The sequence below is a fragment of the Halotia branconii CENA392 genome (assembly GCF_029953635.1).
Classification (GTDB): domain Bacteria; phylum Cyanobacteriota; class Cyanobacteriia; order Cyanobacteriales; family Nostocaceae; genus Halotia; species Halotia branconii.
Map to the genome: position 1 here is coordinate 675,695 of NZ_CP124543.1, position 21,992 is coordinate 697,686.

Annotated in this window: 13 protein-coding genes; 3 read left to right on the forward strand and 10 right to left on the reverse strand. The window is 40.1% G+C overall.

Annotated features, from left to right (window positions below; genetic code table 11):
- Window positions 1-340 precede the first annotated feature (340 nt).
- From QI031_RS03010 to QI031_RS03020, 3 genes are all read left to right on the forward strand, one after another.
- Window positions 341-703, forward strand: coding sequence for an NHLP leader peptide family RiPP precursor (locus QI031_RS03010; RefSeq protein ID WP_281483746.1), 363 nt, complete (start codon window positions 341-343; stop codon window positions 701-703).
- 125 nt (window positions 704-828) lie between these two features.
- Entirely contained in the window at window positions 829-2,331 is a 1,503-nt protein-coding gene (locus QI031_RS03015) for a radical SAM family RiPP maturation amino acid epimerase (protein ID WP_281483747.1), read from the forward strand.
- A 162-nt stretch (window positions 2,332-2,493) separates the two neighbouring features.
- Window positions 2,494-3,666: a S8 family peptidase gene (locus tag QI031_RS03020; RefSeq protein WP_281483748.1), complete on the forward strand. Its 1,173-nt coding sequence runs from the start codon at window positions 2,494-2,496 to the stop codon at window positions 3,664-3,666.
- A gap of 318 nt (window positions 3,667-3,984) precedes the next feature.
- On the opposite strand, the gene QI031_RS03025 is transcribed toward QI031_RS03020, so the two are convergent.
- The 10 genes from QI031_RS03025 to QI031_RS03070 all read right to left on the reverse strand — a co-directional run bounded on the left by QI031_RS03025 (window position 3,985) and on the right by QI031_RS03070 (window position 21,931).
- The gene (locus QI031_RS03025) at window positions 3,985-4,788 is read right to left on the reverse strand and encodes a helix-turn-helix domain-containing protein (RefSeq protein ID WP_281483749.1); all 804 of its coding nucleotides are present in this window, start codon (window positions 4,786-4,788) and stop codon (window positions 3,985-3,987) included.
- A 411-nt stretch (window positions 4,789-5,199) separates the two neighbouring features.
- The gene (locus QI031_RS03030) at window positions 5,200-7,818 is read right to left on the reverse strand and encodes a CHAT domain-containing protein (protein ID WP_281483750.1); all 2,619 of its coding nucleotides are present in this window, start codon (window positions 7,816-7,818) and stop codon (window positions 5,200-5,202) included.
- 289 nt (window positions 7,819-8,107) lie between these two features.
- Window positions 8,108-9,871, reverse strand: a complete 1,764-nt coding sequence (locus QI031_RS03035) for a ShlB/FhaC/HecB family hemolysin secretion/activation protein (RefSeq protein WP_281483751.1) — start codon at window positions 9,869-9,871, stop codon at window positions 8,108-8,110.
- Window positions 9,861-11,534: an autotransporter outer membrane beta-barrel domain-containing protein gene (locus tag QI031_RS03040; protein WP_281483752.1), complete on the reverse strand. Its 1,674-nt coding sequence runs from the start codon at window positions 11,532-11,534 to the stop codon at window positions 9,861-9,863. The genes QI031_RS03035 and QI031_RS03040 overlap by 11 nt, the downstream gene beginning before the upstream one ends.
- Before the next feature lie 48 nt (window positions 11,535-11,582).
- Window positions 11,583-13,010 (reverse strand): filamentous hemagglutinin N-terminal domain-containing protein, encoded by a 1,428-nt coding sequence (locus QI031_RS03045; RefSeq protein ID WP_281483753.1) that lies wholly within the window; start codon window positions 13,008-13,010, stop codon window positions 11,583-11,585.
- 123 nt (window positions 13,011-13,133) lie between these two features.
- The gene (locus QI031_RS03050; RefSeq protein WP_281483754.1) at window positions 13,134-17,066 is read right to left on the reverse strand and encodes a two-partner secretion domain-containing protein; all 3,933 of its coding nucleotides are present in this window, start codon (window positions 17,064-17,066) and stop codon (window positions 13,134-13,136) included.
- Window positions 17,067-17,107: 41 nt separating this feature from the next.
- Window positions 17,108-17,920: a DUF928 domain-containing protein gene (locus tag QI031_RS03055; RefSeq protein WP_281483755.1), complete on the reverse strand. Its 813-nt coding sequence runs from the start codon at window positions 17,918-17,920 to the stop codon at window positions 17,108-17,110.
- A gap of 13 nt (window positions 17,921-17,933) precedes the next feature.
- Window positions 17,934-20,285 carry a CHASE2 domain-containing protein gene (locus QI031_RS03060; RefSeq protein WP_281483756.1) on the reverse strand — a complete coding sequence of 784 codons (2,352 nt, stop codon included), beginning with the start codon at window positions 20,283-20,285 and terminating at the stop codon, window positions 17,934-17,936.
- Between the two features lie 23 nt (window positions 20,286-20,308).
- Entirely contained in the window at window positions 20,309-21,274 is a 966-nt protein-coding gene (locus QI031_RS03065; protein WP_281483757.1) for a DUF1822 family protein, read from the reverse strand.
- An 18-nt stretch (window positions 21,275-21,292) separates the two neighbouring features.
- Complete coding sequence (locus QI031_RS03070) at window positions 21,293-21,931, reverse strand: sigma-70 family RNA polymerase sigma factor (RefSeq protein WP_281483758.1); 639 nt, start codon at window positions 21,929-21,931, stop codon at window positions 21,293-21,295.
- Window positions 21,932-21,992: the final 61 nt, after the last annotated feature.

Here is a 21,992-nt window from a genome sequence, read left to right on the forward strand (position 1 = left end):
GATTTGTAGTTTAGAGGATGCTAACCCGATTCACAATCCTAAATTTTTCGGTAGAACTCACAAATTTTTAGTTTTTGTTAAGTATTTAATTAAATACACTTTTAGTATTTGATTTTTTTTAAGCTTGTTTTTTAATAAAATTATGTACTGATACGTGAATTATTTGATTTTTTTCGATTTCTCTAAATAATTGAGAATAAATAAATTTTTTAACATCATCAATTTTACTTTTTTAGATTTTTTACCTAAACAATTCAAATTGACGATCTGATTGAAAAATCGATATTGTAATTAGTGTCAATCATCAAGTGATGACAACAAACATTCAGGAAAAAATCAAATGCACGAAGAGCTAAAAAACATCATTTCTCAATCAATAAACACCCGCTTTGAGTTGGAGCAAAAACTCATTCAGCAGTCTTGGGAAGATGAAAGCTTTAAGCAAGAATTGCTCACCAATCCCAAGACCGTTTTTGCAAGAGAGTTAGGACAACAACTACCAAAAGATATCGAAATAGAAGTACTCCAAGAAACTGATAATAAAGTTTACTTGGTACTTCCTACCAATCCTATATCAGATATCAAGTCCGAAGTAGAATTAACTGAGGAAGCTCTAGAAAGTGTGGCAGGCGGTGTCAACTTATTTGGTGGACTAGTAAAAAGATGGAATTGGATTATTCGCAATGCAAATAACTTAGCATAAGCGTAAGTTTGGCATTTTTTAGCAATAGTAAATTCCAATTTTTATAACCCAGTGAGCTTTGATGAAGAGTGATTCTTTGTTTACTGGGTTTACTACCTATCCATTTTTGTAATTGACAGGTTTTGATGATGCAAGTAAGTAATAGTTTAGAAAAAAAAGAATTATTTAGCACGAATATTAGTCAAATAAGACAGACTCTTAAAAAATGGATAACTAATGATGAACTTCATTGGACTGAAAAATTATCTGATGAAGTTTTAATGCAAGAATTAATACAAATAAGTCAAATTCAGCGTTTCAGTCAAAAGTGGCAGGCCGATCCAGAATTAAAAAAACAGTTACTTATAGATTCACATCAAGCTGTTGCTAGATATAACCTGAACATTAATCCTGAAGAAATAAGGGTACTATGGGATAAAACTCATACTCAAAAAGAAAATCAAGCAGATTCAATTTCTCTATCTTTAAAAAACTACCGAAATCTGATCAATGATGAAGTAAGGCAAGCCTACGAGATACAACGTATTGCAGGTTCCTCAATCGAACCTAGTTACAAAGCATGGCGTGAGCGGCAGATGACTCGTGCTGCAAGTGAACTCAATCAACTTCCTCAGACGCTACCTGAGATACATTTCCCAATAGCTTTTGAACTTAGCAAAGGATGTTCTGTAGGATGCTGGTTTTGTGGTGTTTCTGCACCTCGTCTCGGAGATATTTTCATATATAACCAGGAAAATGCTAGGCTATGGCGCGAAGTCCTCGAATTAATGAAAGAGATACTTGGACCTGCTGCTGGAACAGGCTTCTGTTACTGTGCGAGCGATCCATTTGATAACCCAGACTATGAAAAATTCTGCGATGATTTCCACGCAATCTTAGGAATTTTTCCGCCAACTACAACTGCTCAACCTCTAAAAAATCCAGATCGTACAAGATTTTTGTTGAAGCTTTCTTTAGAAAAAGGCTGCATTTTGAATCGCTTCTCAATTCTTTCATTAAAAATGTTAGACCAAGTTTGTAATGAATTTAGTTCAGAAGAGTTAGCTTTCGTTGATTTCGTACTTCAAAATAAAGAGGCAGATATTCCCAAATCCTATTCTGGTCGTGCGCGTGAACATAATCACAGAAAAGCAGAAAAAAGTCAGGAAATACTAAATAATACCTTGGCAGGATCTACTGCCTGTGTAAGTGGCTTCTTGTTCAACATGGTTGACCGGAGTGTTAAACTCATTAGTCCCTGCAATGCTGATGAACGTTGGCCATTGGGTTATCGGGTTTACGAAAAGGGTACTTTTACTAACGCTGATGATTTAAAAATTCTCCTTAAGAGAATGATAAACACTCACATGCCACTTACTCTTAGACCCAATGACCGCATTAGTTTCCGTCGAGATTTGAAATATGAAAATTTACCAGATGGGTTTCAAGTCTCAACCAAATTTCACAAACATAAGTTTCAGAATGCTTCTTACATCAGGCAACTAGGAGAAGTTATCTACAAGGGAGATAAAACAGCAGAAGAAATTGCTTTGTTGTTTAATGTCTGTGGCATTCCATCAGCAACTATATATCATTTTCTAAATTTGATATTCGAGCATGGAGTTCTAGATGATGAACCAAAAATGTAAATATTTTTAACTGATAATAATCGAGTAATTATAGATATTCTTGCTTATTACTCCTAATTTTTTTATTTTCTTGCTAAATAAATTTAACCTCTTCTAACTAAATGAGTTTTGAGAAAGTTTCTAAAAACTATGAGAGATTTGAGACTTATCCGAAGAATCGTTATGTCAGGGTTGATTGCGACAACTGCCACACTTGGGGGCTGTGTTGCCGAAGTTCAAGCGGCTATTTTCAGCCTACCGATTGAAGAAGCAGCCAAAGCTACAGGAGTTGATGTTTTGCGCGATCGCTACGGTCTAGATGGCACTGGAATCACCATCGGTTTCATATCTGATAGCTTTGCTACAGCAAAGACTTTCGACACCTCTGGCAACCTGGATACTTATGCAACCAACATAGCCAATGGTTACCTACCATCTGGCGTTAACGTCCTAAAAGACTTCTTTGAGCCTTATGCCATAGATGAGGGTCGCGCCATAGCCCAGCTCATTCATGCTGTGGCTCCGCGAGCTAAGTTAGTGTTCCACACAGGTGTAGGTGGTGTAGATGTCTTCGGGCAAAGCATTCAGGCTCTAGCGGCTGCTGGGGCAGATATCATAGTGGATGATGTTGCTTATGACCCTGCAATAGATCAGGAGCCTCCGAATGGATTAATCAACCAAGCAATAGATAGGGTATTCAACCAGGGCATTGCTTACTTCACTGAAGCTGGTAATGATTTCCCTTACCCAATTTATGGACACTCTAATAATTCCAATGCTGTGAGTGTTGGAGCAGTATACTACGGAAACGCACCATCCTACTCAAGCCGAAAGGATGGGACTGTTATAGAACAGGGGCAATTGGAACCCTTTTCTTCCGAAGGCAACCCAGATTCCTTAAAACCTGATGTTGTGGCTCCGGATGGGTTGGCAATTTCCTTCGACTTGGGTGGAGGGTCTCGTAGTGATATCGACCCCGGCTTTTTCAGTTTTTTTGGGACTTCTGCGTCAGCACCGTATACAGCAGCAGTAGCAGCACTGTTACTACAAGCAGACCCAAGCGCAACACCCACTGAAATCTATAACGCACTGAGAGATACGGCTGATAGCCCTGTATCTGGTTTTGACTCCAGACTAGGCTTTGGTTTAATTCGGGGAGACAAAGCGATCGCAGCACTAGGAGTACCTAAGCCAATTCCTGAACCTGCCACCACCCTAGCTATGCTGTGTGTTGGTGTTATCGTTGCAGGTTTATCTTTGAAACGCACTCAACGGAAGTCTCAGACTATCGCTAAACCTAGCGAGAGACTTACCTTAGTTCACTCAAGTTTTACACGGTTGCCGCCCAACACCTAATACCGTTTGACTTTAAAGTTGATACATTTGGTCAAGCAGAGGAGGCAGGGGAAGCAGGGGAGGCAGGGGGGAGTAAGAAAAGTAATTGTATTAGTAATTTCGTGAAATGGTATAAAAACCGGAAAAGGATATTTACACAGCCTCAAAAGCCCAAAGGTGGGCTTTTTTTATCGCAGTGAATTGATCTGCACCCTTAATTAAGCTAATCGTCATTTAAATTGCATCATGTTAATGGTAATAAAAACTGCAAACCCTCTCCCTTGCCCCCTGCTCCCTGCCCCCCTGCGGCCTGAATGTGCAAATTAAATGTTTAACAGCTTACGAATTAATAGAGGGAATACGTTGCGCTTTTCGCCAAACTTGAGGAGTCATGCCAAAGCTGATGCGAAACTGGCGAAAGAAACATCCCGCATAACGATAGCCCACTGCTTCAGCAATTTGCTCTATTGATTGATTAGTTTCTAGCAACAAGGAACACGCTGCTGCCATTCGGCGTTTGGCTATCCATTGATGCACTGTCTCTCCCGTTTGTCGTCGCACTAGGTCAGTTAGGTAAGCTGCCGAGTAACCAACTGCTTGAGCTACGTCAGTCAAGCCCATTGGTTGATGATAATTTGCCTCGATGAAATCAAAAACCTCACGCAAATGAGGGTTAGAAGGCAACAGCGATTGAGAATCTATTGATTTTGCAGTTTCGGTATCTTGTAACTCTAAAATTTGCTGAGTTTTAGGATCATACGGCTGCTTTTGGGTTATTTGCTTTTCTTCCAGTCGAGCAGCGATCGCTCTCAACAGTTCTTCTACGGTAGAGGGTTTGCTAAGATAGTCATCTTCTTCTACTTGCATCCCTGAACAAACTTCAGTCTTGGTATTCTTGGCGGTGAAAAAACTGATAGAAATAACACCGTCAGCAGTGGCATCTAAAGCTGCCTGAAGCAAAGAAAGAGACTTTTTTAGTTCTGTTTGTGTCCGCTGGTGCAAAGTTTTCTCACGGCACAATTGCTGATCACTTTCATTTAACTTAGCTAAAAGCTCTTGCATTTTTGACTCTAGCGCTGCATTAGTTCTCTGTAAAGCGAATAAAGTCTGCTGGCGATCGCTAATTTGGTTGCTCAAAACCATCGTTCAACTCCCTGCAATTACTGAATGAGATTTGAAAGCTCAGTCTCTATCCCAAAAGTGCTATTAGCATTGTTCAATTTAGATAACTCTTGTCAAATTCTCCTCGTTACCACTTCCTGCAAACTCAAATTCATTTAATGTTGATTGCTCCATATCTTTCTCTTGCTAAGGCGACTTTTTTTACACGAATACCAAAATTTATTTACAAAAGTTGATATTTAACACTAAAAATAGCTTTTTGCCATTGCAACAATTAAAAGCTTAAAATCTCTATTATTCACAGGTGATAAAATGCGTTTTTAAAGAATTAAACCGTTGGTAAATTAGGCTATGAGAAAGTACCTCAAACTCTTTCTCCCCCTGCTCCCTGCTTTATTCCAACGATAATTATTGATATCGACCTACTTATAATTACAACCAGTTGCCCACAAGAACATAAGATGCCCAAAAATATGGGCGATTTTCTTTAGCTAAAATCGCAAGTTGAGCGTGTTGTAAAGCTTGGGCTTTAGTTACCCCAGCATCTAACTGTCGGTATAATTCACCCATAAACTCACTCGTAGATTTATCATCTACTGTCCACAAAGTTGCTAGCGTACTGCGTGCGCCCGCCCGCACCGCCACACCAGCTAATCCTAAAGCAGCTCGTTTGTCTCCTGTGGCAGTTTTACAGGCACTAAGAACTAGTAATTCAATTGTTTCTGGTCGGCTTTCACCTCTAGTTCGTAGCAAATTATCTAACTCTTTAACCTTCAATAGGTCATTCCAAGTAAGAATATATGTTTGTTCAAGGTCTGAACTAAATTGCCCATGAGTTGCTAGATGCACCACTGAAAACGGAGTAGATTGAATTTGCTTTTCCAGATTAATTTCAGTGAAATCTTGATTTAAAAGTTTTTTACTTGTTTTAACTTCAGACTGAACTTGTTTTAATTCCTGTGTCACATTTGAAAGTTCAGCAAAGGATTGACCTTCAATCACACGTTCTTGCTCAACTCCGGCAACTAAAACATTTAACTGTACATTTTGTAAAGGCTTAGGATCAACAAGTTGCAAGCCAGGGGCTAAAGAAATAGCATACTTTTCTATTAGATAATTCTGCTGTTGTTTGTCGTAGAGAATCGCCATTGGAATATTCCGCAAAGCACCATCTAATACAAACACTAAAGTTTTGATGTTTTTGTTTGTTAAATTGGTTTCAATGGGTCTAATTAACCAATCATATAACCGTTGTGAGGACTGTTTAACATCAGGCTCCCGGCTAGCAATGGGTAAGTCTTTCTGTAGCTGTTCTACAGTTTTTTCTAGTACATTTTTAGATATTTTAGTAGTATTGCGGTAAATTGTATCTTGCCCTGGTAATTTAGTAATAATTTCTAGTCTATTATCTAAAATAATTGGATAGATAACAGCTGTATATTTTTGTTTTTCAACTAATTTATCAAGGTCAACTCTTGGTAGCAAACAAGGCGAACGAAAGAAGTTATCTAATTCTGCTAACTGAAGAGATTCGATTACTTGACGGGCTTGAAGAAGATTATCTGGCTTTTGATTTGTATTGTCTGGAAGCTGCAACAGCAAGTCAACGTACTGTCGATATACAGGTTCTATGCTCTCGCGGAAAGAAAATTGTACATCAGGATTAATTGCTACTAAATCGTTACGAAGAGATTTAAGGGCGTTATAAGCTCGGTTATAAGCATCTGTTGCTGCTGGGATATGAGATTGCTTTTGCAGTAGCCGTCCCATCTGCCAATGCCATTGATAGGCAATATCTTGAGCATCAATAGACTCAGCTTTTACCAAAGCTTGTTGTGTAAGGTCTTTGGCATCAGATAGCTGTCCAGTTTGTTCGTACAGTTCGCCAAGAGTACCAAGGGCATAAGATTCGGTTCGTTCATCTTTTAAATCATTAGCCACTTGCACAGCTTGCGCTAGCATTTTAGCAACATCTTTTGGCTGAATTGAGTTCTGTCTCATTTTGCTCAGACTTTGGGCAAAATTAATTTGATAGTTAACAGCCGTCCGGCTTGGAGGTAAATTAGCTATCTGCGACTGAATTTGAGGCAATAAAGCTTTTGCTGTACTAAATTGCTTTTGCTCTACCAATAGTCTCAATAAATTCAGTTGAGCCTGGAGGCGCACAGTAGGTGTTACAGATGCAATCTGCACTGCTTGTTGATAGTATTGAGTTGCTGTTTTAGTGTAATCATTGGCGCTCTTTGAGTTACCCAAACTAATTTGAGCTGATGCTTGAGCGCGGGCTATGTTACCTAAACTTAGTAAAGCATTACTTTGAGCGATCGCATCTCCTACTCGCCTAGCTACAAAATAACTTTCTTCTAAGATTTTGTATGAATCGTTTAAATAACCCAAACTTCGCAGAACATTCCCTAAGCTATCCAAGCCTGTAGCTTTAAGAGCAGAATCTGGTTGTTTTTGCAGAATTTCTTGTACTGATATTAATGTTTTATGTGCCTGTAGATAATTTCCTAAAGCTTGCATTGCTTGGGCTTGATTAATGCGATCGCGAATCAACGCCGATGTATCATTTAGTTGTTGATAAATTTTGACAGCTTCTTGCCAACTACCCAGTGCGGCTTCAGTTTGCCCTCGTGCTAATTCCAGTCCACCTTTAACATCTAAAGCTTGGGCAAGTATTTGTGCTTGCTCTTGTGAAGAATCTGAAGGTTTTAGAGTTTGTAATAGTTTAATACTTTGTGCGATCGCTTCAGTTGCCTCTTGCCATTGTCCTAGTTTTTGGTAGGCTAAAGATAGATTGCTCAAAGCTATAGCTTCATTCAACGCATCATTATTAGCTTTAAATTCATTAGCTGCTTTTTCTAAAAGTTGTACCGCCTCTATAAACTGTCCCGCTTCATAAAGTGCTTGACTTTGTTGCACTAATCTAGAAGTCTCGGTTGAGTTGACAGCAGATGTTTTTGCTAAAGCAGGAAAGTATAGGATTGTAGAATTGGGATTTTGAATTTTAGAGTCGCTATGTTGCGCGATTTCTCTGCGTTGTAACATTTGGTGAGTCAGTACAGTGAGAGGATTGCTCGATCTACTAGGCGACTGCTTTAGGCTCATGTTAGCGATGTTGAGAGCGTTACTTGAAGGGCGTAATTTAGCAAATGCTATCGTTAAATAATTAGATGAATCAAAAAAACACGGCAAATAAATACAGAATAATGCAGTCAATAATCCTAGTAAAAAATGCTTGATAAACTTCATGCTTTTATAAATAAAATTGCTTTTTTGATAAAGTTTTTTAGTGATTTTAATTAATGAGAATGTATTTCTACAATTTTGTATAAAATTAAAACGGATTATATTGTACAAAAAAATACAAACCGTTTTCTTGCCATGTATTGCCTTGAGTATCAACATCAACTAAAGGAATACCCCACTCAATAGCGGCAGTAAAGTTATTACCCTGTAACCAACGTAAGCCCAAGCCAACAGAAGCTAGAGTATCAGTATCATTTTCATCTCTACTTGATGAATTACCCCAAGCATTACCAACATCAACAAAAGGAGTAACTTGTAGAACTCCATCCCAGTCAGGTACACGCAGAATCGGTAATCGTAACTCAGCAGAAGCAAGAGCGCCATTATCTCTCAATAGAAAATCTTGACGGTATCCCCGGACACTATTTATACCACCTAAACCAAATTGTTCTGAAGCTAAAAGCGTAGTGGAAGCTAGTTGCACATCACCACGGAGTAAAAATAAAGTATCAGGAGCTAACAGGCGTACCCATTGCGCTTGTCCTCGCCAAGCAAAAAAGCGGCTGTCAGGCTCGGTATCATTAATTGTGGCATTGAATGCACCAATACCCAAACTAAATTGAGAGCGAACGGCAATTACTTCTTGGCTATTGCGAGAAGTCCAATCTTGAAAGAATCGCAACGCAGAAACACTCGTGTTTCCGTCTGCATCAGATCCTGGTGAAAGTAGAGAAAGGGGAGCATCCTGCTGTTCAAATATAGAAGAGGAAATATCACTATCTCTACGAGAAGCTGTTATTCCAAGGGCAAATTCTTGGCTTGGAGTTTGGACTAGCGGCTGGCGGAATGTAAGTTCGTAATATTGGGAAGCTGATTCAATATCTAGTTTATTAAAAGGACGTTCAATAATATCAGCTGATGTAGTTCCATAACTGAAAGTGAGAGTGCCATTACGGGGATTGAGGGGTAAGCTGTAGCTGGCATCTATGGTATTACTGCCATCTGTATTACTGTATGCTAACGATATACTATCTCCAATTCCCAGTAAGTTGGCTTCGCTAACTTGTAGTTGTCGTCGAAAACTACCAACGCTAGGAGAGCGACCATTGTCTAGTGTGATTTGTGTATTGAATGTATCTGCTTCCGTTACCTTGATACTTAGCAAACTAGCACCAGTACGTGAACCAGCAGATAGTTCAGCAGACAAGTTTTGAATTAAAGGATTGATTTGTAATAGTTGTAAGGACTCTAATAAGCGGTTTTGATTCAAAGGGGTAGAAGTGTCATTAGCTATGCGACTACGAATATAATTTGGGTTGAGTCGCCTAGTTCCAGTGATTTGGATATCTTCTAATTCACCTTCGATTACCTCAATTCGGACAACACCATCTGTAAGAGTTTGTTCAGGAATATAAGCTCCGGAAGTAATGTATCCTTCTTGAATATACAGATCGGTAATTTTAGAACGAACTTCTAATAAATCTGCAAAAGTGATAGGTTTGTTTGTAAATTCAGTAAGTAAATCAGTCAACTTTTTTTCGCTGAACACTGTATTACCAACAACTTCAAATTGTTTAACAGTGAAGGTTTGTGGTAATTGAGGGAGTGGTTCGGATGGTGTGGGTAAGGGTTGAGAAGGTTGGAGTAGTTCGGATGGTGGAGGTAGTTGCGGTGGAGGAGAGGGTGGTGGCTGACGGGGTGAAGGTGGTTGGACATCCTGCGGTGGCGGAATCTGCGAAGGTAAGGGAGAATTGTTTTGAGATATCTGCGCTTGGCTAGGTATTGTTGTGATGCTGTTAAACAACATAAGTAAGCAAAACGCAGCAAAAGTATGAGTAACTTTAGCTACCATGACACTGAATAGGGTTTTGTTTGGAACTATGAGGAGTAACGGTGGATGAATTAGCACTTAGGACTATTTGTCCTTTAGCATTGAGGGTTGCACCTGTGGCTTCAACAATACGTTTGGGAGTGGAGGTAGTTGGTTTAGTGGTAACAGGTGGTAGGGAACGGTTGTTATTGCTGTGTTTAAGAGATACCCAATCTATTTGGGTTGCATCAGGAGTAAGAATATCTTTAGGATTGGCTGGTAAACCACCGCGTCCAATGTTCACAAAACTGCTTTGGGCATAAGCAGGACTATAGCAACCTTGGGCTACTTCCGTATCTACTGGTATTGTTGGTAATTCAATTAAGCCACTGTTGGGGTCGATACCAGGTGTATTCAGTTCTATAGTACCGCTAAGTGTTGGGTTCGTTTGCGAAATGGCACTGATATTACTTGTGGGAACTTGACTTGGATCTAAATCAGGGCTTAGGTGCTGGAAATCTTCTCGGCTTAGTGGGGCAATGCCATAAATACCAGTAGCGTTAATCGTGATTCTTCCTCCAGAGCCACTAAATGCATTAGCGGTGATGTCGCTGTTTTCTTCTGGGGCAGAGATGATGAACCCATTGGGAGCATTTATGGTGATGTTGCCGCCATCACCACCTTTCTGATCAGTACCCGCAGTGGCAGAGATGAGACTACTACGGCGTAATAGTAATAAATCTCCTACTTGGAGTCTAATATTACCACCATTACCTAATGCAGAATCAGCGATGAACCTGCCAGAGTTATCCAACTGAACTTTAGGTGAGGTTATTTCAATGTCTCCTGCACTTCCTGAACCTTGAGAACTTACAAACAGTCCACTAGCAGCATTCTCAATATTGGCAACTTTCCCTGTGCCAAATTTAGCAATCCGGTCATTGAAAGTAGCATCACTGTTATGAACAATTACTTCGTTGGTAGCGTCTACCGTAATCTTACCTGCATTTCCGTTGCCAGAGCTAGTAGAAAGCAGTTGTCCCCCATTGACAACCTCAAAAAGATTTGCCCTTACTGTAATATTGCCACCATTACCATCATTTATGGTTTCGGCATTTAAGACTGCTTCATTGGATATATTAAAGGTGCTGGTCTTGATATTGATATCTCCGCCTCTACCAGAGGAGAGAGTATTTGTATATAGTGCGGTGGATGCTCCAGTAATAAAACTCGTTCCAAAAATGCTTACAGAATCAGTAGCATTGATTTCAATCGTACCTGCATTTCCTTGTCCACGAGTGCCAGTGGCGAGTTCGGAACCATCTGATATATTGAAGTTTTTGGTATTAATAATGATATCCCCTCCCCTGCCAGAGGAGTTGGTGTCGGTGAATGCATATAATCTACTAGATAAAAATTCAGGGGTAGAACTCGTTCCAGAAATGTTTACAGAATCAGTAGCATTGATCTCAATCGTACCTGCATTTCCTTGTCTATAAGTGACAGTAGCGAGTAGAGAACCGTTTGACACATGGAAGTTTTTAGCACCAATGATGATATCCCCTCCCCTGTTGGAGGAGTAGGTTTCTGTAAATAATGCGCCTTCAGAAATGCTTACAGAATCAGTAGCATTGATTTTAATTTTACCTGCGTTTCCCTCTCCAGAAGTACTGGTAAGTAATTGAGATCCATCAGTTAAGGACAACGAGCCGGAGTTGATAGTAATGTCCCCTCCTTTGCCAACAGATCCTGTTTACAAAATGCTAAAGATGTACCCGTTAGCAATTGTCACAGTACCACGAACATTAATATTGATATTTCCTGCATTTCCCTGTCCAGATAGCTGAGGCTGTACTATACCTTGATCATCGGCAGTTACAAAAACTGCGGTTATTAGTTGAGCATCAGTTGTTAAGGAAAAGGAGTTAGAGGAGATATTAATGCTCCCCGCATTACCACGTCCTTCTGATCGCACAGCATTGCCTACTAGACTGCTCCCTGCCACTTTTATTTCCCCTGTCGCTTTGAGCGTAATATCTCCCGCCTGAGCATTAACTGACCCTAATTTTTTCCCAATGCCACTAGTAAGCTGGCTTCCTTCTCCCGAAACATCTATATTTCGAGCGTTGACTATAATACTTCCACCACCACTACCAGCCACATATACAATAGCGCTATTGCGAAGGGAAACATTACTTCTATCTACATGATCAGGAAAACTCAAACTAAGATTACTATCATCCGTATTCAAAGCAACTTTTCCTGCACCAGCTAAAGAGCCTAACTCCACTCGCCCGCCAATAGCATTCAATATTCCACCATCCATATTGATATCACCACCTATCAGCAGCAAACTTTTTCCATCTGGTACTCGTAAACCTGATACACTAAAGCCTGCTGGGTCTTTTCCTGCGGGCGCAACTGAGTTATTTTGAATAGCTGCATTTTGATTAATCTGATTAAATAGTAATGCTGAAGGATTTACTGTTAGTAGCGATAAAGGGATATTTTTCTCAATAGCACTAAAAAAACCGCGATCGCCAAATCCAATAGCATTAGCTGTAGTCCCTACAAAAGAACCACCAATATCTAGCCTCGCACCTTGACCAAAAATAATTCCCTTGGGATTTATCAAAAACAAATTAGCTGTACCTAAGCTGCGAATTAACCCATCAATCTGAGAAACTGACCCACCTGTTACTCTACTAATAATATTTTGAATATCAACAGCATTATTAAAAGAAGCAGCGCCACCATTAGGTACAGAAAATTCGCTAAAGCTGTGGAATAGATTAGCTCCTGCTTGCGTTCCTCCATTGATATTGAAAATGTTTCCATCTCTTATGACGCTAGAATTATTAGGCAAGGTGTTATCTGGGGTAATTTGAGCAAAAACACGCTCTGGCAAAGAAGCAATAAATACACCTCCTACCACCAACCAAATACACCAACAACGCCAATTTTGAGTTTTATCTGATTGAGTACTTGATTTTTCACGGCATTTAGAAAAGTCTGTTTGCTCGGTGGGCGATCGCCAATAAATGCTCCTATACTCGTTTGATAAACTGTTCTTTCTGTAAACGAATTTGAGAACAATTTGCCGGATATAATGTGGCGTATACGATGCGTTATGCGATCGCCTAATTTCTGTTTCCCAAACCCCGATTTTTCTATCAGACATTTTTATTGCTCCCAAACTATTAATTATGAAACTGTGCAAAAAAAACTACGCTGTTTCCTTGTTTGGTGGACTTTAGTGAAAATTCAGGACATAGTACTCATTAGCAATCACGTCTGAGTAAATTTAGCCACCATGACACCCAATTGGGTTTTGTCTGGAACTACTAAGAGTAACGGTGGATGAATTAGCACTTAGGACTATTTGTCCTTTAGCGTTGAGGGTTGCACCTGTGGCTTCAACAATACGTTTGGGTGTAGAGAAAGTTGGTTTAATGCTAACAGGTGGTAGGGAACGGTTGTTGTTGCTGGGTTTAAAAGATACCCAATTCATTTGGGTTGCATCAGGAGTGAGAATATCTTTAGGATTGGCTGGTAAACCGCCACGCCCATTAATTACAAAACGACTTTGGGCATAACCTGGACTGTAGCAGCCTTGGGCTACTTGGGTGTCAACTGGTATTGTTGGCAATTCAACTAAGCCACTGTCAGGGTCAATCTCAGGTGTATTTAGTGCTACAGTGCCTTGTACACCGAGTTCTGACCTAGCAGTGATATCACTCAAGGGAGTTGGACTTTCACGGGGTTGAATACCATAGATACCAAAGGCTTTGATATCCACTCTCCCACCTCTGCCTGTAAAAGCATTGGCGGTAATGTCGCTGTTTTCGCTGGGGATGGCGAGGATAAAGCCCGACGGGGCATTGATGGTGATATTGCCACCATTACCCCCAGCTTGTGCTGTACCTGCGGTGGTAGAAATTTGAGCGCCACGACGCAGTAGCAATAAATCAGTTTGTAAATTGATGTCGCCACCATTACCCGATGTAGATTTGGCGTTGAGTGTACCACTGTTGTCTAGAGTAACTCTAGGTGAGGTGACGATAATATCTCCAGCAGTACCTGTCGTACTTTGAGAGTTCACGAACAAGCCACTGTTGAAGTTTGAACTGCTACCAGAGATGGTAATAAAATCAGCCGCATTAACTTTGATTGTGCCTGCATTCCCTTGTCCAGAAGTTGAGGCTTTAAGTATAGCGCCATCGCGTAACAAGAAAGAACCAGAATCAATAGTAATGTTACCCCCATTGCCAACTGTTCCCGTTTCCACATCGCTGAAAATCGCACTAGGCAAACCATTTTTCTCCCCAGCAATATCAACTTTGCCAGTAACATTAACATTGACATTCCCTGCATTCCCCCGTCCTGCTGGCTGGGTCGCAGATGCTATACTAGTAAGGGTTTGCAGTTGAGCGCCATCAATGAGTGACAGGGTTGCCGCATTGACATCGATGTTGCCACCCTTACCTACACCCCCTGCTCCCAACCTGCTGAAGATAGAAGCATTACCTGCAAGAGAAACAGCATCTTTTGCACTGACTATCACATTCCCCGCATTCCCTTGTCCAAATGTTGAGGCAGTAAGTTGAGCGCCATCTTGTAACGAGAACGAACCAGAATCAATAGTAATATTACCCGCATTGCCAACTGTTCCCGTTTCCACCCTGCTGCGAATCCCACTGACTAAACCATTTTTCTCCCCAGCAATATCAACTTTGCCAGTAACATTAACATTGACATTGCCCGCATCCCCCTGTCCTGCTGGTTGGGTAGCAGATGCTCTACTAGTAAGGGTTACCAGTTGAGCGCCATCAATTAGTGACAGTGTTGCCGCATTGACGTCGATGTTGCCACCTTTACCAACACCTCCAGCTTCCACCGTGCTGAAGATATAAGCATCTGCAAGAGAAACAGCATCTTTTGCACTGACTATCACATTCCCCGCATTCCCTTGTCCAGAAGTTGAGGCAATAAGTTGTGCGTCATTTTGTAACAAGAATGAGCCAGAATCAATAGTAATATTACCACCATTACCAACTGTCCCCGTTTCCATATTGCTGGAAATCGCACTCACAAAACCATTTTTCTCCCCAGCAATATCAACTTTGCCAGTAACATTAAAATTGACATTCCCCGCATCCCCCCGTCCTGCTGGCTGGGTATCAGATGCACCACGAGTAAGGGTTTGCAGTTGAGCGCCATCAATTAGTGACAGTGTTGCCGCATTGATGTCGATATTGCCACCTTTACCAACACCTCCAGCTTCCACCGTGCTGAGGATAGAAGCATCTGCAAGAGAAACAGCATCTTTTGCACTGACTATCACATTCCCCGCATTCCCTTGTCCAGAAGTTGAGGCAATAAGTTGTGCGTCATTTTGTAACAAGAATGAGCCAGAATCAATAGTAATGTTACCACCATCGCCAACTGTCCCCGTTTCCATATTGCTGGAAATCCCACTGACTAAACCATTTTTCTCCCCAGCAATATCAACTTTGCCAGTAACATTAACATTGACATTCCCCGCATCCCCCCGTCCTGCTGGCTGGGTATCAGATGCACCACGAGTAAGGGTTTGCAGTTGAGCGCCATCAATTAGTGACAGTGTTGCCGCATTGATGTCGATATTGCCACCTTTACCAACACCTCCAACTTCCACCGTGTTGAAGATAGAAGCATCTGCAAGAGAAACAGCATCTTTTGCACTGACTATCACACTCCCTGCATTCCCTTGTCCAAATGTTGAGCTTTGAAGTTGAGCGCCATCTTGTAACGAAAATGAACCAGAATCGATAGTAATGTTACCTCCATTACCAACTGTCCCCGTTTCAACCCAGCTGAAAATTGCACTAGGAAAACTGTTTTTCTCCCCAACGATATCAACAGCGCCAGTCACGTTAACATTGACATTCCCCGCATTTCTCTGTCCTGCTGGCTGGGTAGCGGATGCTTCACGAGTAATAGTTAGCAGTTGAGCGCTATCAACTAGTGATAGGGTTGCAGCATTGATATCGATATTGCCACCTTTACCGACGCCTCCTGATTCCACTGTGCTGAGGATATAAGCATTTGCAAGAGAAACAGCATCTTTTGCATTCACTCTCACATTTCCCGCATTCCCTCGTCCACTAGTTGAAGCTTGAAGTTGAGCGCCATCTTGTAACGAGAATGAGCCAGAGTCAATAGTAATGTTACCGCCATTGCCTTGTGACCCCAAATGCACATCATTCAAAACTACGCTCCCAGATGAAACTTTGATTTCCTCGGTAGCATTAAGCGTAATATCTCCTGCAACAGTTTCAGGTATTCCCAAACCTTCCCCAATACCAGCACTTAAAATACTTCCTCCCAATATCTCTAGATTAGAGGCATTGACTGCAATATTACCGCCACCAGCCCCTTCTACATATATTGCAGCTTGATTGGTAAGGGATACATCTGCTCGCGTCACATTCTCAGGAAATTTCAAGCTGAGACTATCACCATCTACACCCAGCGCTACATTGCCAGGTTTGCCCAATCCTCCTAACTCAACTCGTCCACCATAAGCATTTAGTAGTCCCCCATCCATGCTGACATTACCACCTACCAGCACTAAGCTCTTACCATCTGGTACTCGTAAACCAAATGCACTAAAGCCTGCTGAATCAACTCCTGCGGGTGCTATTGAGTTATTTTGAATTGGCGCAGTAGAAATTTGATTAAACAAAAAAGCGGAAGGATTTACTGTTAGCAACTGTGAAGTATTCGGATTAGTAGCACTGAAAAAACCTTGATTACCAAATCCAATAGCATTAGCTGTAGTCCCTACAAAAGAACCACCGATATCTAGCCTTGCACCCTGTCCAAAAATAATCCCCTTGGGATTTATCAAAAACAAATTAGCTGTACCTAAGCTGCGAATTAACCCATCAATCTGAGAAACTGACCCACCTGTTACTCTACTAATAATATTTTGAATATCAACAGCATTATTAAAAGAAGCAGTGCCACCAGTAGGTACAGAAAACTCGCTAAAGCTGTGAAACAAATTGCTTCCTGTTTGCGTTCCTCCAGTGATACTGAAGGTACTGCCATTTGGTGTAACGATGGAATTATTAGGCAAGGTGTTATCTGGAGTAATTTGAGCAAAAACATACTCTTGCCAAGAAATAATTAACACACTACCTAACACCAAACTACTACACCAATGCAGCCAATATTGAATTTTCCCTGACATAGCACCCCCAATAAATCAGTAACTTTATTGTGTGATTAGTCTTATTTGCCTAAGCTGTAATGCTGTACAATTGGCTCTTTTGCAATATCTGGCAAGCCAACTACATTTAATAAGTCAAACCAATCGTTATTGATAGTTGCATTCTGCGGATTAGCGTGATGCAGTTGAGCTAAATTAGTTAGGGCATCATACCAAATATCATTGGTACTGTAGGCAATGTATTCTCTTGATTTTGCCGCTTTCAATTGACTATTAAGAGTCTGAGTCAGCATCTCTCTTTGCACAAATCCATCTACATAAAAATTCTCAGATGTTTTTTGTGGATCACCACAATAAATATGAAAGTACCAGTGATACTTTTTATCTGCTTTTAAAGAGTATTGCGATTGTGATGGTAAAGTAATGCTAATAATACCAGATTCCCCAGACAGAGTCAGAGGTGTTCGAGAGACATTCTTTACATCTTTACCATCTAGCACTTGTAACACGAATTCTCCAGAACGCGTGGTTTGTGGCAGTTGGGGAACATAAAACCAAAATGTTGGATTTTCTGCGACTGTTGATGCTGAAAATGATGCTTCTGCATCACCAGGTACTAAAGCAGTCAGACGCGTCAAAGAGGTAGGACACTCAGGATTACGCCCTGCCCCTGCTCTGCGACGACCTGTAGGTGCGCCATTTTTGGGTAATTTTGGTTGCTTAAAAGATTGGAAGTGCGAATTTTTAATAGTGTTTTGAGTCGAATTAGAAACCTGTGCTTGCACTAATTGCAAATAACTTGTTGTACTAATAATTAGCAAAGAAATGATGCAGGTATTTTGAATTGATTGGTAAAGTAGCTTTTTTTTAATCATAATCAAGATTTGTTTATCTTTTTTGACCAAAATTGGAACGTCTCAACCATAAAATTACCATTACTTGAGTAGTTAGCAACCCTAATACTGAGGGGATAAATGGTATCCATCCAGCCAGTATAAAAATACTAAAACTTAATCCAAATAATGTTAGTAGCGTTACTATCACCGCCAATCCTAAGTGTAATGGTTTTGAATAATACCATGCTGTAATACCTCCTATTAATGACCATCCCCATATCCAAAGTATTTCCATCCATCCAGACCACCACCACAACAAAGGTCTACGGTCTAAAACGGCGCTCAGGATTTGACTTAGCATATGTGCTTGTACGAACACCCCCGGTATTTGCTTTTGCTTTGGTCTGGCATTAGAACTAAAAGGTGTTTTCCAATAATCGTTCGTATTAGTAGGAGCAGAAAGACCAATAATAACTATGCGGTCTTTGAGTAATTGAACTGATTCTATTGGAATTTTTTCATCTAACACATCTCTCAAACTAATTTGCTCGGCAATTTTTTCAGCAGAGCGGAGAGAACGATAATTCAACAATACTTGATAACCAGATGCATCCACTTTTTGATAACCGCTAGTGTGTTCGTTTAATTGCTCAAACACAATATCACCAATTTGTAAATGACCTTCTTTGGTAACACTTGATGTTTTGGCTTCTTGATCTAAATAATGAAGTGCTAGTTGTAGACTGAAAGCATATTCTGTGGTGCATAGAGATTTTGAGGGAGGAGTCAAATGTAAAAGCTGGCGACGAGCAATATTTTCATCATCTGCAACAAAATCACTAAAGCTCAAGCGTTCTCTGGAAACTCCAAAAGGTGGTGGAATCCCATCAGTATCACCATCATCATCAGTTGTCGCAACTTTACACACGAAAAATAGACGATTATCTTGCTGAAAACGAGTAGCTAAATTTGGATATTTGGGGTCTAGAGTCCCATCACGATAAATATCTAAACCAATACTTCGTGGTTGATATTTATTTAATTTTTCTAATAGCTGAGCAAGTGCTTGGTCAGACAATGACCATCGCATTTGCATTCCTTTGTTGATTTGGTATTGAATATCAGCTTCATCAATAGTAATAATTAAAATTCGCTCATCAGGTTGTTCGGTGACAAAATGCGATCGCATCTGTATAAAATGGTCAAAAGCATGTAGTTCTGATGCTTGCAGATAACCCCAATATCGCACACCCGTAACTAAACTTGTTACCAACAAGCTTGTCAGCAATACTGCCATTGCATTCTTGTTAGTGAGCATTTTTCGCTGCAACTGCCAAGTCATAGGCACTACCGCAGGATGTTCGCTAATCACTGGCAACCAAGTCGCGCCAGGATATTCCTTTTCTATTCCTTTGAGCCTTTGTCTGGCAGTGCGAACCGCAGTATATATAGATTGTCTTGATGAAAAAACTTCTAGGAAATACTTTAAAAATTTTTGAGCTACCAAGTCCGGTACTGGCTCTCGCATGACAATAGTTTGCGGAATCTGTATATCTTGCAATTCTCGCGCTAATCCTAATCCATCACAGGAGTTGAAAATTGCTAATTGTAAACCGTTGGCAACAGCATTTCTCAAGTCATGTCTGAGTTCATCAATTGTTAATTGATCTGTTTTATTAATATAGATGCAACCTGTATCACCTTCGCTTTTACTATGACCTGCGAAAAATAGAATATTCCAAGGCTGTTTCCACAACTTATCGTTGATGTCTGAATATTGAGGTTCTACTAAAAAAGTTATAGCGGCATTTGGTAATTTCTCTAGTAACTGGCGGTCTTTTTCTACATCTATACCATCACTATGACCTAAAATTGCCAAAATTCTGATTTTATTTTTCCAGGTATATGTCTGCAATACTGATGTTACTGGTTCTGAGTCTGGAATACCGAGAACAACTTCAGCTTTGAGATAATCTTGATCTATTAAATCCCACAAATGCCAAGGAAGTTTCTTGAGTTGCAAACAATGAGTACGAATCAACACTCGTATTTCTTCATCTGGCATCAAATGTTTGAGCCATTTTTCCCGCACAGGACGAAAAGAGTCTGACAGCAACCATTTATTTAGATGCTTCTGCACCTCACTAGCTTTTGTATCGTACTCCTGACGTCGCTGAGAGATAGAACCATCGTAAGTAATTTTTTTGGCTTTGATGCGGGTAAATTTCCACAAGCTACGATATATGGACTGCCACTGTTCGATAGCTGTTGCCATATCTAAATTGGAGGGCAGTTTGCCAGTAATTTCTGTAGTAGGACGTTTGCCTTCTTCTCCAATCTCCAGCGTTACCTGCACGCCTAAGTGCAAATCGCCATCTAGCTTCAGCACAACTAATTTTCTCATTGGCAGTACCCCTGCTGTTATTCTTAACAAATGACAAAATTTTCTGTAATGCTGATATCTCCTAAAGCCAGTTTAATGCTGAAACGTTCTCCTACCTCACAACTAAACTCTAATTGAATATTTTTATTGCTATTTCTAGTTTGGGCTTCCATTACAGATTTTCCCTCAAAATCCAGTACCATTAGATTGAGATTTGGTGGTAAGTAATATTGTCCGTTTGTCGGATGTACTTCTACAATAACGTCCATTTCTTGTTCGTTATCTGGAGGTAAGGTAACAACTAAAACCACTGCTTGTTCCTGTAAATATTTTCCTAAATCAATCAGCTTACCTCTACTAATAAAAGCACCTGTTTTACTTCTCATATTCCAAGCTGGATTGATACTTTGAGTGTCTAAAAGAGTCTCAACTTCTTGCCAACCAGCTTCAAAAATGTTTTCTAACCACTGTTTCAATTTCACTAAATTCTGATTGAACGCCAGCGAATTATTAAATGTTTCACCAACTTTTAATTGGGAAAGTTCTTCTAAATACTCCAATAAATCATCTAAAGATTGTAGTTGATTAATAGGTAACAAATCCGTTTGTACCTGCTTGACAAATCCCAGTAGCGTTGCTTCTCGAAATGATTTGCCAATCTGCACAGCGACATAGCCAATTCGATTTGACTGTACTTCTGGCGGCACGTAAACAAATCGTGCATCTTCTAATACTGGCCGACATTCTAATAAGCCCAAGTTTTTTATCGACAAATCAGCGACATCCATTAATGTCTGTTGTATGACATTCCAACTGTCACTTTTATTTAAGTCTGTCTCAAATCCCATATAACTTAGATAAGAATTGACGAAAGAAACAGATAAAGTATTAAGATAAACTTGTTCAGCTTTTTCTGGTGTGGCTTGTTGTTGACGTAGATCTTCTGCCCGATGCCTACCATCTACAGGTATAGGAGCTGAAAAAGTTAAAACGTCTATGATTTTGTTCATATTGTATTGCTCAGTCAATTAAGTATATAAATATTCTTGAAGTTTATCAGCAAACTTTTTCAAGCAACGTTGATAAAAATTATGTAAAGAAGTGATTCCAATACCCCATTCCAATGAAATATCTTTCCAGGAAATACCAGAACATCTTCTTTGAGCTATAGCTTGAAAATTTGCCTCTGGATGACCTTTGATGTGTTCCTTACAAAAAACGGATTCTGGATCTGATTCTATACATTCTCTGACTTGTTCAAATAAAGAAGCTGGTTGAAAATCAGGTATATTTTCCCAATGAGAATTGTCGAGATTGATTTCATTTTCTTTGCCAATAACTTTAGGTATAGCCTCTGGAAAAAAACGTTTAGTTAATAGCATGTTGACCCAAGTTATAACTTCGCCTCGTTCTGGATCGTACCTATTAATATTATTATCTTGACAAAGATAGAAAAATAAATTTTGTACTGCTTCATCATAGATATCTTCGTAAACTAGTTGAAATTGACCTTTGTAAGGGCGAACAAGTTTACCTGATTGCCAAATAGCATTAATCAAACGTGTTAATGCTATCCGCTTTTCCTTAGTTAAGTGTGTGCATTTTTGGGCTGCGATCGCTAATTCTTTAAGATGTGCATCTAGTTGTTTTCTCCAGTTGTTAGCCATAAAAGATCTCGAATCAGAATGCACCAAGTCGCGAATTTATATATAACTCATGTATTGCTTG

Coding starts and splice junctions, on each gene's coding strand:
- QI031_RS03035 (WP_281483751.1), bottom strand. CDS start 9,871: ATGGTAGCTAAAGTTACTCATACTTTTGCTGCGTTTTGCTTACTTATG.
- QI031_RS03025 (WP_281483749.1), bottom strand. CDS start 4,788: ATGGTTTTGAGCAACCAAATTAGCGATCGCCAGCAGACTTTATTCGCT.
- QI031_RS03010 (WP_281483746.1), top strand. CDS start 341: ATGCACGAAGAGCTAAAAAACATCATTTCTCAATCAATAAACACCCGC.
- QI031_RS03070 (WP_281483758.1), bottom strand. CDS start 21,931: ATGGCTAACAACTGGAGAAAACAACTAGATGCACATCTTAAAGAATTA.
- QI031_RS03050 (WP_281483754.1), bottom strand. CDS start 17,066: ATGTCAGGGAAAATTCAATATTGGCTGCATTGGTGTAGTAGTTTGGTG.
- QI031_RS03020 (WP_281483748.1), top strand. CDS start 2,494: ATGTCAGGGTTGATTGCGACAACTGCCACACTTGGGGGCTGTGTTGCC.
- QI031_RS03015 (WP_281483747.1), top strand. CDS start 829: ATGATGCAAGTAAGTAATAGTTTAGAAAAAAAAGAATTATTTAGCACG.
- QI031_RS03045 (WP_281483753.1), bottom strand. CDS start 13,010: ATGTCTGATAGAAAAATCGGGGTTTGGGAAACAGAAATTAGGCGATCG.
- QI031_RS03055 (WP_281483755.1), bottom strand. CDS start 17,920: ATGATTAAAAAAAAGCTACTTTACCAATCAATTCAAAATACCTGCATC.
- QI031_RS03065 (WP_281483757.1), bottom strand. CDS start 21,274: ATGAACAAAATCATAGACGTTTTAACTTTTTCAGCTCCTATACCTGTA.
- QI031_RS03060 (WP_281483756.1), bottom strand. CDS start 20,285: ATGAGAAAATTAGTTGTGCTGAAGCTAGATGGCGATTTGCACTTAGGC.
- QI031_RS03030 (WP_281483750.1), bottom strand. CDS start 7,818: ATGTTACAACGCAGAGAAATCGCGCAACATAGCGACTCTAAAATTCAA.